This window comes from Pseudomonas sp. RIT-To-2, assembly GCF_029623465.1.
Taxonomy (GTDB): domain Bacteria; phylum Pseudomonadota; class Gammaproteobacteria; order Pseudomonadales; family Pseudomonadaceae; genus Aquipseudomonas; species Aquipseudomonas silvicola.
Genome location: NZ_JAPYKM010000007.1, coordinates 104,047 through 121,535, shown reverse-complemented (window position 1 = coordinate 121,535; position 17,489 = coordinate 104,047). Strand labels below are relative to the sequence as shown.

The following is a 17,489-nucleotide window of genomic DNA, read 5'->3' as shown; positions in this document are numbered from 1 at the left end:
GCATCACCCCGGCCATGCTCAGCCTGGTCAGCCTTGACCAGGCCGTGATAGACCGCCTGGTGGAATCGGTGCCCGGTGGTGCCGCCAACGTTCAGGACATCTACCCCCTGGCGCCCTTGCAGCAGGGCATTCTCTACCACCACGTCAGCGCCGCTGATGCCGACCCCTATGTCATGCAGGTGCAATTCGCCTTCGCGGACCGGGCCCGCCTGGAAGCTTTCGCCCAGGCCCTGCGCCAGGTGATCGCGCGGCATGACATCCTGCGTACCTCGGTACACTGGCAGGGCCTGGCCACGCCAATGCAAGTGGTGTGGCGCCACGCCGAACTGCAGGTTGGCCCGTTGCCGACGGGGACGCGGCTGGACCTGGGCCAGGCGCCGCTGCTGCGCCTGGTGCATGGCAGCGCCGTGGAAGGGCCGGACGTCAAGGCCACGTTGCTGTTCCACCACATCGCCATGGACCACAGTGCGCTGGAGGTCGTGCGCCAGGAAATCCAGGCCTGCCTGCAAGGCGAGGGCGAGCGCCTGGGCACGCCCGTGCCGTTTCGCAACTACGTGGCGCAGGCCTTGCTGGGCGTCACCGAACAGGAACACCAGGCCTTTTTCAGCGACATGCTGGGCGACCTTGATGAACCCACCCTGGCCTACGACCGCCAGGACCTCAGCGGTGACGGCGAGAGCATCGGCGAGCACAGCCTGGGCCTGGACCTGGTGCTGGGCCGGCGCCTGCGAGCCCAGGCCCGCAGCCTGGGCGTGAGTGTCGCCAGCCTGTTCCACCTGGGGTGGGCGCGGGTACTGGCCGGCCTGACCGGCCGCCAGCGGGTCGTGTTCGGCACGGTGCTGATGGGCCGCCTGCTGGGGGCCGAGGCCACCGAGCGGGCCTTGGGTATTTTCATCAATACCCTGCCGCTGCGCCTGGACCTGGAGGCCCGGGACGTACGAGCCGCGGTCATCGCTACCCACCAGCGCCTGACCGCACTGATGCGCCACGAGCACGCGCCCCTGGCGCTGGCCCAGAGCTGCAGTGGCGTGGCCGCGCCCACGCCGCTGTTCAACGCCTTGCTCAACTACCGCCACAGCGCCGGCGTGGAGGCCGGCGGCGAAACCTGGGAAGGCATCGAGGTGCTGCACGCTCAGGAGCGCAGCAACTACCCCGTGGTGATGAGTGTCGACGACCTGGGGGATGCGTTCGGGCTGACCGCCCAGGCTGCCGCGGGCATCGACCCGCAGCGCTTGTGTGGCTACCTGGAATGCGCCATGGCGCAGTTGGTCGAGGCCCTGGAACAGGCGCCACACACCGCGGTGGCGCAGTTGCCGATTCTGCCGGCCGGCGAGCGTACCCAGTTGCTGCGCAGCTTCAATGCCCAGCACAGTGGCCCGGCGAGCCCACTTGCCCTGCACCAGCGGATCGAAGAGCAGGCCGCGCGACAGCCTCGAGCCATCGCCGCACAGGCCGGCGACCAGGCCCTCAGCTACCAGGCCCTGAATGCCCGGGCCAACAGCCTGGCCCACCACCTGATTGCGTTGGGCGTGAGCCCGGACGACCGTGTGGCCGTGGTAGCCCGGCGCGGGCTGGACACCCTGGTCGGCTTGCTGGCAGTGCTCAAGGCCGGGGCTGGTTATGTACCCGTGGACCCGGCGCACCCCGATGAGCGCCTGTGCTACCTGCTGGACGACAGCCAGCCGACCGCGGTGCTCACCCAGCAGGCGCTGCGCGCTCGCCTGCCGGAACGCGGCGTGCCGGTACTGGCACTGGATGCGCCGTCCTGGCCCGAGCAACCGCACAACCCACAGGTGCCGGGCCTCACCCTGGCGCACCTGGCGTACGTGATCTACACCTCCGGTTCCACCGGCCAGCCCAAGGGCGTGATGGTGGAGCACCACACCCTCAACAACCTGGTGGACTGGCACTGCCACGCGTTCGACCTGCAGGCCGGCACCCACACTGCCAGTGTCGCCGGTTTCGGTTTCGACGCCATGGCCTGGGAGGTCTGGCCAGCGCTGTGCACCGGGGCTACCTTGCACCTGCCCCCCGCCGAGGTAGGCAACGAGCAGCTCGACGCCTTGCTCGACTGGTGGCAGGCGCAACCGCTGGAGGTCGCCTTCCTGCCCACGCCAGTGGCCGAATATGCCTTCAGCCGTGACCTGCGCCATCCCACCCTGCGTACCCTGCTGATCGGCGGCGACCGCTTGCGCCAGTTCACCCGTGACCCGGGCTTCGCGGTCATCAACAACTACGGTCCCACCGAAGCCACGGTGGTCGCCACGTCGGGCCAGTTGCTGCCGGGCGGCGCGCTGGATATTGGCCGGCCCATCACCAACACCCACGCCTACTTGCTGGACGCTGGCCAGCAACTGGTGCCGTTCGGCATCGCTGGCGAGCTGTACGTAGGCGGTGCGGGCGTGGCCCGGGGTTACCTCAACCGCCCGGACCTGAGTGCCGAACGCTTTCTGCGTGACCCGTTCAGCCATGTTCCCGGCGCGCGCATGTACCGCACCGGCGACCTGGCGCGCTGGAATACCGACGGGACCCTGGAGTACCTGGGCCGCAACGATGACCAGGTGAAGATACGCGGCGTACGCATCGAACTGGGCGAGATCGAGGCCCAGTTCAGCCAGTTGCCCGGTATCGAGGAGGCCTTGGTCCTGGCCCGCGAAGACCAGCCGGGCCAGCCGCGCCTGGTGGGCTATTACAGCGAGCGTGACGCTACCCCCGCACTGACCGTGGAGGCCCTGCGCGCCGCCCTGCAGGCTCGGCTGCCGGCCTATATGGTGCCCAGCGCGCTGGTGCGCGTGGCCACCTGGCCGCTGACTGCCAACGGCAAGGTCGACCGCCGCGCCTTGCCGCTACCTGACCGCGAAGCGCTGCACAGCGGTGAATACCAGGCGCCCGAGGGCGAACTGGAAACCGCCCTGGCGAGCCTGTGGGCCGAATTGCTGCACGTGCCGCAGGTGGGCCGCCACGACCGCTTCTTCGACCTCGGTGGCCATTCGTTGCTGGCCATGCGCATGGTCGCCCACGTGCGTGAGCGCCTGGGTATCGAGCTGAGCCTGGGGGCGGTGTTCGCCCAGCCGCAACTGTCGGCGTTGGCGCAGGTGCTGGCCCAGGCCGGCGTTGGCCAGCAGCCGCCGATCGTGGCGGTTGCCCGTGACCAGGCGTTGCCGTTGTCGTTCGCCCAGCAGCGCCTGTGGTTCCTGGCCCAGATGGAAGGGGGCAGCAGCGCCTACCATATTCCCGCTGGCCTGCGCCTGCGCGGGCGCCTCGACCAGAAGGCCCTGACGCAGGCCCTGGACCGCCTGGTAGCCCGCCATGAATCCCTGCGTACCACGTTCGTGGAGCAGGGCGAGCAGGGGCCGCTGCAACGCATCGCCAGCGCCGATATCGGCTTCAGTCTGCACCGCGTCGAAGCCAGCGAGGAGGCGCTTGCCGGGATCGCCGCCCGTGAGGCTGCCGAGCCCTTCGACCTGAGCCAGGGGCCGCTGGTGCGGGGCCGGCTGGTGCGCCTGGCCGATGATGACCACGTACTGTTGCTGACCCTGCACCACATCATCGCCGACGGCTGGTCAGCCGCGGTGCTGACTCGCGAGCTGGGTGCCCTGTACCAGGCGTTCTGCCAGGGCGCCGGCGACCCATTGCCGGCCCTGGCGGTGCAGTACGCCGACTATGCCGCGTGGCAGCGCGAATGGCTGAGCGGCCCAGTGCTGCAACAGCAGACGCAGTACTGGCAGCAGGCGCTGGCCGGCGCCCCGGCGCTGCTGGCCCTGCCCACCGACCGCCCACGCCCGGCAGAACAGGACTACCGCGGCCAGCGCCTGGAACTGGCGCTGGACGCCTCGCTTGTCGCCAGCCTCAAGGCCTTGAGCCAGCGTCAGGGCACCACGTTGTTCATGACCGTGCTGGCGGCCTGGGCAGCGGTGCTCAGCCGTCTGTCCGGTCAGGACGAGGTGGTGATCGGCACGCCCGTGGCCAACCGCTTGCGGGCTGAAGTGCAGGACTTGATCGGCTTGTTCGTCAACACCCTGGCTATCCGCGTCGAGGTGGCCAGCACCCTCGACGTCGAGGCCTTGCTGCAACAGGTCAAGGCCACCACCCTGGCCGCTCAGGCCCATCAGGACCTGCCGTTCGAGCAGGTGGTCGAAGCCCTGCGGCCCCAGCGCAGCCTGGCCCACACGCCGATTTTCCAGGCCATGCTGGCCTGGCAGGACACCGGTGATCAGGTCCTGAACCTCGATGGCCTGAGCCTGGAAAGCCTGCAGACCCAACAGCGTACCGCCAAGTTCGATGTGCTGCTGGAGGTCAGCGAGGTGGGCGAAGGGCTGCATGCCAGCCTGGAATACGCGACAGCCTTGTTCGACGAAGCGACCATGCAGCGCTGCCTTGGCTACCTGCAGGCGCAATTGCGCGGCATGGCCGCCGATGCCCAGGCGCGGGTGACCGCCATACCCCTCCTGGACGCTGACCAGCGCCAACAGGTGCTGGAGCGCTTCAACGCCACTGCCGTCGACTACCCCACCAACCTTACCCTGCATGGCCTGTTCGAGGCCCAGGTGGCGGCCAACGGCGGCGCCGTGGCCGTCACGGGCGAGCAGGGCAGCCTCGGCTACGACGCCCTCAACCGCCAGGCCAACCGCATTGCCCATCGGTTGATCGGCCTGGGCATCGGCCCGGACGACCGCGTGGCCATCTGCGTGGACCGCAGCCTGGAAATGGTTGCCGGGTTGCTGGGTATTCTCAAGGCAGGCGCCGCTTATGTGCCGCTGGACCCCGACTACCCCCAGGACCGCCTGACCTACATGCTGGGCAATTGCGCCCCAGCGGTGGTGCTCACCCAGCAGGCCCTGCGTGGCGTGCTGCCGGCCAGCGACGTGCCAGTGCTGTTGCTCGACCCCGAGCACGCCGAGCGCGAAAGCTTCCTGGCACAGCCTGACCATAACCCGGCGCGGGCCCAGGTACGGCCCGATCACCTGGCCTATGTCATCTACACCTCCGGTTCCACGGGGCAGCCCAAGGGCGTGATGAATGAGCACCGTGGCGTGGTCAACCGCCTGCTGTGGATGCAGGACGAATACGGCCTGGGCGCGTCCGACAGCGTGCTGCAGAAAACCCCGTTCAGCTTCGATGTGTCGGTGTGGGAGTTTTTCTGGCCGCTGTTCAACGGCGCCCGGCTGGTGATGGCCCGCCCTGGCGGGCACCGCGACCCAGGCTACCTGCGCGAGGTCATCCGCGATCAGGGCATCACCACCTTGCATTTCGTGCCCTCCATGCTCGACCTGTTCCTGGCCCACGGCGCCACCGACTGCAATGGCCTGCGCCGGGTGATGTGCAGCGGCGAGGCGCTGCCGGGGCACCTGGTGCGGCGCTTCAAGCAGCAACTGCCTGAGGTTGGCCTGTTCAACCTCTATGGCCCCACCGAGGCAGCGGTAGACGTGACTGCCTGGGACTGCGCCGGGCCGCTGGAGCAGACGCCCGACAATATCCCCATCGGCAAACCGGTGGCCAACACGCGCATGTACCTGCTGGACAGCCACTGCCAACCGGTGCCCCCGGGTGTGGCCGGTGAGCTTTACATCGCTGGGGTGCAGGTGGCGCGCGGTTACCTGAACCGCCCGCAGTTGACCGCCGAGCGGTTCCTGGACGATCCGTTTCAGGGTGGGCGCATGTACCGCACCGGTGACCTGGGGCGCTATCTGGCCGACGGCAACATCGAGTACCTGGGGCGCAATGACGACCAGGTGAAGATTCGTGGCCTGCGTATCGAGCTGGGGGAAATCGAGGCCGCCCTGGCGGCCTGCGCCGGCGTCAAGGAAAGCGTGGTACTGGCCCGCGAGGACAACCCCGGCGAGAAGCGCCTGGTGGCCTACGTCACCGCGCAACCGTCCGGTACGATGCTGGCCATCGAAAACCTGCGCAGCCACCTGCAGGCGACCCTGCCGGACTACATGGTGCCGGCGGCCTACGTACAGCTCGACGCGCTGCCGCTGACCCCCAACGGCAAGCTCAACCGCAAGGCCCTGCCGGCGCCGGATGCTGGCGCACTGATCCAGCGTGACTACGAAGCCCCCGAAGGCGCCACCGAAACGGCACTGGCGCCGCTGTGGGCCGAACTGCTGAAGGTGGAGCGGGTGGGGCGCCATGATCATTTCTTCGAGCAGGGCGGCCATTCATTACTGGCCGTCACGCTGCTGGCGCGCATGCGCCAACTGGGCCTGCACGCCGATATCCGCGCGCTGTTCGCGCAACCGACCTTGGCCGGGCTGGCCGCCGCCGTGGGCGGCCAGCGCGCGGTGGACGTGCCGGTCAACCTCATCGGGCCGGAATGCGAGCACCTGACCCCGGCGCTGCTGCCGCTGGTGGCGCTGGAGCAACCCCTTATAGACCGAATAGTCGCCAGTGTGCCTGGCGGTGTCGCCAACGTGCAGGACATCTACCCGCTGGGGCCGCTGCAGGCCGGTATCCTGTACCACCACCTCAGCGCGGGGGAGCACGACCCGTACGTGCAACAAGCGCATTTCACCCTCGCCGATGCCGGGCGCCTCGCTGCTTTCGGTCAGGCGTTGCAGCAGGTGGTGGCGCGCCATGACATCTTGCGCACGGCGCTGTCCTGGGAAGGCCTGGCCGCCCCGGTGCAGGTGGTGTGGCGCCAGGCTTCGGTGCCCGTGGAGGCGGTGCCTCTGGAGGCACTGGCACAGGTACCGGCGATGGACCTGACCCAGGCGCCGCTGTTGCGCCTGGTGCATGCCACCGACCCGGCCACTGGCCGCATCACCGCCGTGCTGCGCTGGCACCACGTGGTCATGGACCACATCGCCCTCGATGTACTCGGCCAGGAGTTGCAGGCCCTGCTCGCCGACCAGGCGCAGGCATTGCCGGCGCCAGTGCCGTACCGCAATTATGTGGCCCAGGTGCTGCAAGGGCCGGGTGAGGCCAGCCACGAAGCGTTTTTCCGCGAGCAGTTGGCCGACCTTGATGAACCCACCTTGCCCTATGGCCTGGCCATGAGCGCCGATGCCGGAATACCCGGCGAAGCCCGTCTGGCCCTGCCGCCAACCCTGGCGGCGCACCTGCGTGAACAGGCGCGCCAGCACGGCGTCAGCGCCGCCAGCCTGTTTCACCTGGCCTGGGCCCAGGTGCTGGGGCAATTGGCAGGCCGCGACAGCGTAGTGTTCGGTACCGTGCTGCTCGGCCGCTTGCAGGGCAGCGAGGGCGTTGAAAGGGCGGTGGGGGTGTTCATCAATACCTTGCCCCTGCGCCTCGACCTGGCAGGCCAGACCGTGCGCGAAGCGGTGCTCGATACCCAGCGCCGGCTCAATGAGCTGTTGGCCCACGAGCACGCGCAGCTGGCCCTGGCCCAGCGTTGCAGTGGCCTGGCCGCGGGCGTGCCCTTGTTCAGTACCCTGTTCAACTATCGTCATGGTGCGCCGGCAAGCACCCGGGATGCCACTGCCTGGGCGGGCATCGAGCTGCTTCACGCCGAGGAGCGCAGCAACTACCCGTTGACCCTGAGTGTCGACGACCTGGGCGAGGCCTTCGAGCTGACCGCCCAGGCCGCATCCGGGCTGGACCCGGCGCGCCTGTGCGGTTACCTGCAGCAAGCCCTGGCCAACCTTGCCGAAGCCCTGGCGCAGCAGCCCTCCACAGCGCTGGACCACTGTTCGGTGGTGCCTGAAGCCGAGCGCGAGCAACTGCTGCGCACGTTCAACGACAGCCGCCGCGACTACCCCCGCGAACCGGTACACCGGCTGTTCGAGCAGCAGACGGCGGCGCAGCCCCAGGCCGTGGCCGCGGTGCACGGTGACGAGTCGCTGACCTACCGGGCCCTCAATACCCGCGCCAACCGCCTGGCCCATTACCTGATCGAACAGGGTGTGCAACCGGGCGACCACGTGGCTATCCTGCTGCCACGCTCCCTGGCCTTGCTGGTCAGCCAACTGGCCATCGCCAAGTGCGGCGCCGCCTATGTGCCGCTGGACATCCACGCCCCGGCCGAGCGCCAGGGCTACATGATCCTCGACTGCCAGGCGGTGGCGGTGCTCAGCCACAGCGCCACCCACACCGAACTGGCCTGCCGGCGCATCGACCTGGATGGCCTGGACCTGAGCCGGCAACCCAGCCACGACCCGCAACCGCGTGGCAGTGCCGACAGCGTCGCGTACGTCATGTACACCTCCGGCTCCACCGGTGCGCCCAAAGGCGTGCGGGTGGCCCACCGTGGCATCGCCCGCCTGGTGCTGAACAACGGTTTTGCCCCGTTCACGGCCAGCGATCGTTTTGCCTTCGCGTCCAACCCGGCGTTCGACGCCAGCACCCTGGAAACCTGGGGGGCGCTGCTCAACGGTGGCCAGGTACGGGTCATCGACCATGACACCCTGGTGGAGCCCGGCCTGCTGGGCGCGGCCCTGCGCCAGGGCGAAGTCAGCGTGCTGTTCCTGACCACGGCGCTGTTCAATCAATACGCCCACGGCTCGCCCGAAGCGCTGGCCAGCCTGCGGGTATTGCTCACGGGGGGCGAGCGCGGCGACCCGGCCGCTTTCCAGGCCTTGCTGGCCCACGCGCCGCAGGTGCAACTGATGCACGTGTACGGCCCCACCGAAACCACCACCTTCGCCACTGCCTGCACCATCGCCGAAGTGCCTGAGGCTGCGCAGACACTGCCCATCGGCCGGCCCATCGGCAATACCTGCCTGTACGTGCTGGATGAACACCGGCGCCTGGCGCCACTGGGCGTCACGGGTGAGTTGTACATCGGCGGCGATGGCGTGGCCCTGGGTTACCTCAACCGCCCCGAGTTGACGGCAGAGCGGTTCCTCGACGACCCGTTCAGCGAGCAGCCGCAGGCGTTGCTGTACCGGACCGGCGACCTCGGCCGCTGGCTGCCCGACGGCCAGCTGGAGTGCCTGGGGCGCAACGATGACCAGGTGAAGATTCGCGGTTTCCGCATCGAACTGGGGGAAATCGTCAGCCGCCTGCATGCGCTGCCAGGTATCAACGAAACCGTGGTGCTGGCCCGCGATGACGAACCCGGGCCCCTGACCCTGGTGGCCTATTTCACCGTCAGCCCCGGCGCCGAGGCCCTGGCACCGGCACAGATGCGCCAGGCCCTGCAAGCCAGCCTGCCGGGGTACATGGTGCCAGCGGCCTTCATCGAACTGGCGGCGCTGCCGCTGACCGCCAATGGCAAACTCGACCGTCGGGCGTTGCCACGGCCGGAACGCGCGGCGCTGTTCGAACACACCTATGTACCGCCCCAGGGTGAACTGGAATCCGCCCTGGCCGAGATCTGGGCCCAGGTGCTGCAAGTGGAACGGGTAGGGCGCCACGATCATTTCTTCGAGCGTGGCGGCCATTCCCTGCTGGCCATGCGCATGGTCTCGCAGCTACGGCAGCAACTGGGTGTCGAACTGCCCCTGGGCGAGCTGTTCGCCCTGGGTGAACTGGCGGCGGTGGCCCAGGCGCTGGCCGGCGCCGGTCGCAGCCTGTTGCCGGACATTGTGCCCGCGCCCCGGGACCAGGCGCTGCCTGCCTCCTTCGGCCAACAGCGGCTGTGGTTCCTGGCGAAGATGGACGGCGGCAACCAGGCGTATAACATCGCCCTCGCGTTGAGCCTGCGCGGAGCGCTGGACAGCACCGCCCTGCAGCATGCACTGAATACCCTGGTGCAGCGCCATGACACCCTGCGCAGCCGGTTTGTCGCCGCCGGGCAGGGCGCCCAGGTGCTGACGGGTGCCATGGAGGAGCAGGCCGGGTTGCACACCCTGGACCTGCGTGCCCAGCCCGACGGCCTCACCCCCTGGCTGCGCGAGGCGGCCGCTGCGCCCTTCGACCTGGTCAATGGCCCGCTGTTGCGTGCCAGCCTGCTGCAACTGCACGAGGACTATCACGTCCTGGCACTGACAGTGCACCACATCGTCGCCGATGGCTGGTCCATGGGCGTGCTGACCGAAGAACTGCTGAGCCTGTACCGGGCGTTCCAGCAGGGTACGCACAACCCGTTGCCGCCCCTGGCCATCCAGTACGGCGACTACGCCCTGTGGCAGCGCCGCTGGCTGACCAGCGAGCGCCTGCAAGGCCAGGCCGACTACTGGCAGCGTACCCTGGACGGTGCCCCGGCCTTGCTGATGCTACCCACCGACCGGCCGCGGCCGGCGCAGCAGGATTTCAGCGGCGCCAGCGTGGCGGTGCATCTTGGCGCCGAACTGGGCGCTGGCCTGCGGGCCCTGGCCCAGCGTCAGGGCGTGACCCTGTACACGGTGCTGATGAGCGCCTGGGCCGCACTGCTGGCGCGGCTATCGGGCCAGGCCGAAGTGGTCATCGGCAGCCCCGTGGCGGGGCGTGGCCGTGCTGAACTGGAAGCCATGGTCGGCTTGTTCGTCAATACCCTGGCGGTACGCATCGACACCGCGGCCAGCCCCACGGGCACAGCGCTGCTGGCTCAGGCCAAGGCGCGCCTGCTGGAAGCTCAGGACCACCAGGACCTGCCGTTCGAACAGGTGGTAGAGATCGTCCGCCCGGCGCGCAGCCTGGCCCATGCCCCGTTGTTCCAGACCACCCTCAACTGGCTGCCGGGCCAGGTCAGCCTGCCGGACTTGCCGGGGTTGACGGTGGCGTTGGTGGAGCAGACGACCCAGGTGGCCAAGTTCGACCTGTCACTGAACCTGGGCGAACAGGGCCAGGCCCTGGTGGGCAGCCTGGACTACGCCACGGCGCTGTTCGACGCGGCCACGGTGCAGCGTTATGCCGGCTACTTCGAATGCCTGCTGCAAGCCCTGGTCGCCGACGAACAGGTGGTGCTGGCGCAGGTAGCCCTGGTGAATGCGCAGGAGCGTACCCGCCTGGTCGACGGCTTAAATGCCACTGACCGGACGTACCCCCAGGGGCATACCGTGCACGCGATGGTCGAGGCCCAGGCGTTGCTGGCACCCGAAGCCATCGCCGCCCAGGCCGGCGACCGCTCGCTCACCTATGGCCAGCTGAACAGCCAGGCCAACAGCCTGGCCCACTACCTGACAGGCCTTGGCGTGCGCCCGGACGACCGCGTGGCCGTGGTGGCCCGGCGCGGCCTGGACACCCTGGTCGGGTTGCTGGCGGTGCTGAAGGCCGGTGGCAGCTACGTGCCCGTGGACCCGGCGCACCCGGATGAGCGCTTGCAGTACCTGCTCGACGACAGCAAGCCCGTGCTGGTCTTGACCCAGCAGGCCTTGCGCCCACGGATACCCGACTTGGGTGTACCGGTGCTGGCGCTGGACCGCCCGCACTGGTACGAACAACCGAGCAACCCCCAGGTGCCCGGCCTGACCGAGCGCAGCCTGGCGTATGTGATCTACACCTCCGGTTCCACCGGCCAGCCCAAGGGCGTGATGGTGGAACACCAGACCTTGAACAACCTGGTGCACTGGCACTGCCAGGCCTTCGACCTGCACGCCGGCAGCCACACGGCCAGCGTCGCGGGCTTTGGCTTTGACGCCATGGCCTGGGAAGTCTGGCCGGCCCTGTGCGCGGGGGCGGTGCTGCACCTGCCGCCGGCGCAGGACGGCGGTGAGGACATCGAAGCGCTGTTGGCGTGGTGGCGTGAGCAACCGCTGGACGTCAGCTTCCTGCCCACGCCAGTGGCCGAACACGCCTTCAACCAGGGCCTGGGCCACCCGACCCTGCGGGTGTTGCTGATTGGCGGCGACCGCTTGCGCCAGTTCAGCCGCGACCCCGGTTTTGCGGTGATCAACAACTACGGCCCTACCGAAGCGACGGTGGTCGCCACTTCGGGCCAACTGTTGCCGGCAGGCCGTCTGGACATTGGCCGGCCGATCGCCAACACCCGTGTCTACCTGCTGGACGCCCATCAGCAACTGGTGCCCCAGGGCGTGGCCGGTGAGTTGTACGTGGGCGGTGGGGGCGTGGCGCGGGGTTACCTGAACCGGCCCGAGCTGACCGCCGAACGCTTTGTCCGCGACCCCTTCAGCGATGAGCCGCGCGCACGGCTGTACCGCACCGGTGACCTGGCACGCTGGAACGCCGACGGTACCCTGGAGTACCTGGGCCGCAACGACGACCAGGTGAAGATCCGCGGCGTACGCGTGGAACTGGGTGAAATCGAAAGCCTGCTGGGGCAACTGCCCGGGGTCGAAACCGCCCTGGTCATGGCCCGCGAAGACCAGCCCGGTCAGCCACGGCTGGTGGGCTACTTCAGCGAGCAGGCTGGGGGCAACCTCAGTATCGGCGACCTGCGCGCCGCGTTGCTGGCACGCCTGCCAGCCTACATGGTGCCTGCGGCGCTGGTGCGCCTGAGCACCTGGCCGTTGACCGCCAACGGCAAGGTCGACCGCCGCGCCTTGCCCGCGCCTGACCGCGAGGCGTTGTTCACCGGGCAATACGAGGCGCCTGAAACCGATATCGAGCAACAACTGGCGCTGATCTGGGCCGAGCTGTTGCAGGTTGAACGGGTAGGGCGCCACGACCACTTCTTCGAGTTGGGCGGCCATTCGCTGCTGGCCGTGACGCTGGTCTCGCGCCTGCGTCAGGTCGGCCTGGAAGTGGATGTCGGTGCACTGTTCGCCCAACCGACCCTTGCCGCCCTGGCGGCTGCCGTCGCCACGGCCAGCGCGCCACCGCTGGCGGCAAGCCTGATCGAGCCGGGTTGCCAGCGCATCACCCCGGCGCTGCTGCCGCTGGTGAGCCTGAGCCAGGACGCCATCGACCGCATCGTCGCCCGGGTGCCGGGCGGCGTCGGCAATGTGCAGGACATCTACCCCCTGGGGCCGTTGCAGGCCGGCATCTTCTACCATCACCTCAGTGCGGGCGATGATGACCCGTACCGCTTGCAGGCGCGCTTCGCCTTCACCGACGAGGGCCGCCTGCAGGCGTTCAGCGCCGCCTTGCAGCAGGTGATCGAGCGCCACGACATCCTGCGTACCGCGCTCTTCTGGGACGACCTGCCAGCCCCGGTGCAAGTGGTATGGCGCCAGGCACCATTGCCTATGGTCAAAGTGCCCCTGGAACAGTTGGCCACGCTCTCGGACCTGGACCTTGCCCAGGCGCCCTTGCTGCGCCTGGTGTACGCCGCTGACCCGAGCAACCAGCGCCTGGTCGCAGTGCTGCAATTCCATCACGTGATCATGGACCACATGGCCCTGGAGCGCCTGGCGCTGGAACTGCAAGCGGTGCTGCTGGGCCAGGAGGCGCAGTTGCCCGCGCCGGTGCCGTACCGCCAGTACGTTGCCCATAGCCTGGGCGGCCTGGATGATGGCGCGCACGAGGCGTATTTCCGCGAGCAACTGGCTGACATCGATGAGCCGACCCTGCCATTCGGCCAGCCCCTGAGTGCCCAAGGCACGCCTGATGAAGCGCGGTTGACGCTGGACCCCACCCTGGGTGTGCGGCTGCGCGAGCAGTCGCGGCACCTGGGCGTCAGCGCCGCCAGCCTGGTGCATATGGCCTGGGCCCAGGTATTGGGCCACCTGTGCGGCCGCGACCGGGTAGTGTTCGGTACCGTGCTGCTGGGCCGTCTGCAAGGCGGCGAAGGCCTGGACCGTGCCTTGGGCGTGTTCATCAACACCTTGCCGCTGCGCCTGGACCTGGGCATGCAATCGCCTCGCGACGCCGTGCTCGACACCCATCGCCGGCTGACCGGCCTGCTGGCCCACGAGCACGCACCGCTGGCCCTGGCCCAGCGGTGCAGCGCCTTGCCGGCCGGCACGCCGCTGTTCAGCGCGCTGCTGAACTACCGTCACAGTGCGCCGAGCCAGCCTGAGCGAGGCAGCGCACAGGCTGCCTGGCAGGGTATCGAATTGCTGCACACCGAAGAACGCAGCACGTACCCGCTGACCCTCAGCGTCGATGACCGTGGGGACGGCTTCGACCTGACGGCACAGACCGCCGGGGGTATCGAGGCGCAGCGCATCTGCGCGTACCTGGATCAGGCGCTGAGCAGTTTGCTGCAGGCCCTGGAGCAGGACGAACAGACTCCGGTGAGTGAGCTGGGCGTGCTGCCTGACGCTGAGCGCCAGTGGCTGCTGGAAGGGTTCAACGCCGAGGTGGCCACCTGGCGTACCGACCTGACCATCGCCCAGCGCATCGAAGATCAGGCGCTGCGCCACCCCCATGCCATCGCTGCGCAGGTGGGTGATGAGGCGTTGAGCTATCAGGCCCTCGACCATCGCGCCAACGGCCTGGCTCAGGTGCTGATCACGCAGGGCGTGAGGCCCGATGACCGGGTGGCCGTGGTCGCGCGCCGTGGCCTGGATACCCTGGTGGGGCTGCTGGCAGTGCTCAAGGCGGGCGCCGGGTATGTGCCCGTGGACCCGGCGCACCCGGATGAACGCCTGCAGTACCTGCTGGCCGACAGCCAGCCGGCCGCGGTGCTGGTGCAGCAGGCGCTGCGCGGGCGCCTGCCTGGCCTGGATGTGCCGGTGCTCGACCTGGAAGGGCCATGGCCCCAGTGGCCAGACAGCCCGACGGTGCCGGGCCTGGCGAGCACGCACCTGGCGTATGTGATCTACACCTCCGGTTCCACCGGCCAACCCAAAGGGGTGATGGTGGAGCACCAGACGCTCGACAATCTGGTGGACTGGCATTGCCAGGCTTTCGACCTGCACGCCGGCAGCCATACCGCCAGCGTCGCCGGCTTCGGTTTCGACGCCATGGCCTGGGAAGTCTGGCCGGCGCTGTGCGCGGGGGCCACGTTGCACCTGCCGCCGACCGACATCGGCAACGAGCAACTCGACGCACTGCTCGACTGGTGGCTGGCGCAGCCGCTGCAGGTGGCGTTCCTGCCCACGCCCGTGGCCGAGTACGCCTTCAGTCATCAACTGCGGCACCCGACCCTGCGCACCCTGCTGATCGGCGGTGACCGCCTGCGTCAGTTCAACCGCGACCCCGGTTTTGCCGTGATCAACAACTATGGCCCGACCGAAGCCACGGTGGTCGCCAGTTCCGGGCAGATGCAGGTGGGTGGCGTGCTGCACATCGGCAAGCCGATCACCAATGCCCGGTTGTATGTGCTCGATGAACGTCGCCAGCCCGTGGCGCTCGGGGTGCCCGGCGAGCTGTATGTGGGGGGCGCGGGTGTTGCCCGTGGCTACCTGAACCGCCCGGAGTTGACCGCCGAGCGCTTCCTGCAGGACCCGTTCAGCCCGCTGCCGGGCGCACGCATGTACCAGACCGGCGACCGCGTGCGCTGGCTCGCTGACGGCACCCTGGAATACCTGGGCCGCGACGACGACCAGGTGAAGATCCGCGGGGTGCGGGTCGAGCCCGGCGAGGTTGAACGGGCGTTGCTGCTGCGCGCCGGTGTCGGCGAGGCCGTGGTGGTCGCGCAGAGCCTGGAACAGGGTGGGCCGCGCCTGGTGGCCTATTTCACCCGTCACGACCCGGCACTGGATGCCACGGCGCTGCGCAGCCACTTGCAGGCGTTGTTGCCGGAATACATGGTGCCAAGTGCCTTCGTGGCCCTGGAAGCGTTGCCGCTGACCGCCAACGGCAAAGTCGACCGCCGGGCTCTGCCGGCGCCGCTCGCCGATGCCTGGGCCAGCCGTGAGTACCAGGCGCCGGTCACGGTGCTGGAAACCCGACTGGCCGGACTGTGGGCCGCGCTGCTGGAAGTGGAACGGGTGGGCCGCCACGACAGCTTCTTCGAGCTGGGCGGGCACTCGCTGTCGGCTATCCGCCTGGTCAGCCAACTGCGCAAGGCCGAGCTGCCAGTGACCCTGGCCGAGCTGTTCCAGCACTCCAGCGTGGCGGCCCTGGCCGAGCTGCTGGAGCGCCGCGGGGCTGTACTTCAGGCCGAGCCCGAACTTGTCACAGTGCGTGCCGAAGGCAGTGAACCGCCGTTGTTCCTGGTTCACGACTTCACCGGCCTGGATGCGTATTTCCCCGTGCTCGCCCAGCATCTGGGCGAGGGGTTCCCCATCCATGGGCTGCCTGGGGTCGGCCTGGGCCAACCCCAGCTCGATACGGTGCCGTGCCTGGCCGCGCGCCTGGTGGCACGGATCCGCGAGGTGCAGCCCGAGGGGCCGTACCGCCTGGCGGGCTGGTCGTTCGGCGGCATAGTGGCCTATGAAGTCGCGACCCAGTTGCTGGGTATGGACCAGTCGGTCGGTTTCCTCGGCCTGATCGACACCTACGTGCCGCGGCTCACGGACCAGGGCAAGGCGCGCTGGCAAGGGCCGGACCTGGTGCAGCGCCAGTTGCTGGCGCACTGCGCCGCGTACTGGCAGGCCCAGGGCGAGGCGGGTACGGCGCCCGGGCTGCTGCTTGAAGCGCTGGCCGCGCAACCGGCCAGCTTCGAGCACCTGCTGCAACAGTGCCGCGAGCAGCACCTGTTGCTGCCGGAACTGGACGAGGCCAGCGACGAACAGGTGCTGCATTACCTGGCTCGCGAAGTCGCCCACGGCCATGCCCTGGCCCATTACCGCCTGGAGCCACTGAACCTGCCGATTCACCTGTTCCGCGCCGAGCAGCGTGACCCGCAGCGGGCCGACGGCAGCGCCACCCTGGGTTGGCAGGAGGCTCAGGTCACCCATCAGTTGCACTGCATCGACGTGCCGGGGGACCACCTGAGCATGATGCAGGCCCCCCATGTGCAGGTGCTCGGCAAGGCCATCGACCATGCGTTGGCCACGCCGCAGGGGCCACGGCCACCCTCTGCCTACCAGCCATTGCTGGCGATCCAGAGCGGCCAGGCCGCGAAGGCGCCGTTGTTCTGTGTGCCGGGGGCGGGTGACAGCGTGACCAGCTTCATCGGCCTGGCCGAGGCACTGGGGCCGGATTGGCCGATCTACGGGGTGCAGGCTCGTGGCCTGGGCGGCGATGCCGTGCCGCACAGCCGCGTGGAAACGGCTGCCGACTGCCATGTGCGGGCCATCGAGGCGCAGTACCCCCAGGGGCCGTTGCACCTGGTGGGGCATTCGTTCGGCGGCTGGGTGGCCCATGCCATCGCGGTGCGCTTGCAGGCCCGTGGCCGCGAGGTGCTATCGCTGACCCTGGTGGACACCGAGGCGCCGGGCGGCCCAGGCAGTCTGGGCAAGCCCTGCACCACTACCCAGGCGTTGCAGCGCTTGGTGGAGTCGCTGCAGTTGGCCAGCGGCAAACCATTGGGGTTGCCGGCCCAGGCCTTCGCCGAGGCCGATGACAGCACGCAACTGCAATGGCTGCACGCGGCCATGACCGACGTCGGCCTGCTACCGCCGCGCATGGCGCCTCAGGCGTTGCATGCCATTGCCCGCACCTTCGCCAGTGCCTTGCGCACCGTGTATGTGCCACAGGCCACGTATGACGGCCCTGCGAGCCTGGTGCTGGTCAGCGACCCGACCCTGGACAGTGCCGGCAACCGGCGCGAGCAGGCCGCCATGGTCAATGGCTGGGAAGCATTGCTGCCGCAGTTGGCGGTGTGGGAGGGGCCGGGCAACCACTTCAGCGTGCTGAAGGCGCCGGACGTGTACAGCCTGGCGGCCTGGTGGTACGACCGCCAGGCCGTGGCCAGCACCCAGACCTTGTCTTGA

At 68.9% G+C, this 17,489-nt stretch carries 1 protein-coding gene (running past one end of the window); it reads left to right on the top strand.

What is annotated here, in order from left to right; all coding sequences use genetic code 11:
* On the top strand, positions 1 to 17,489 hold the 3' portion of the coding sequence (locus QBK88_RS08710) for a non-ribosomal peptide synthetase (RefSeq protein ID WP_277961739.1). The gene continues 235 nt to the left of window position 1, outside the view; only the last 17,489 of its 17,724 coding nucleotides appear in the window; its start codon lies beyond the left edge, outside the window; it ends in the stop codon at positions 17,487 to 17,489.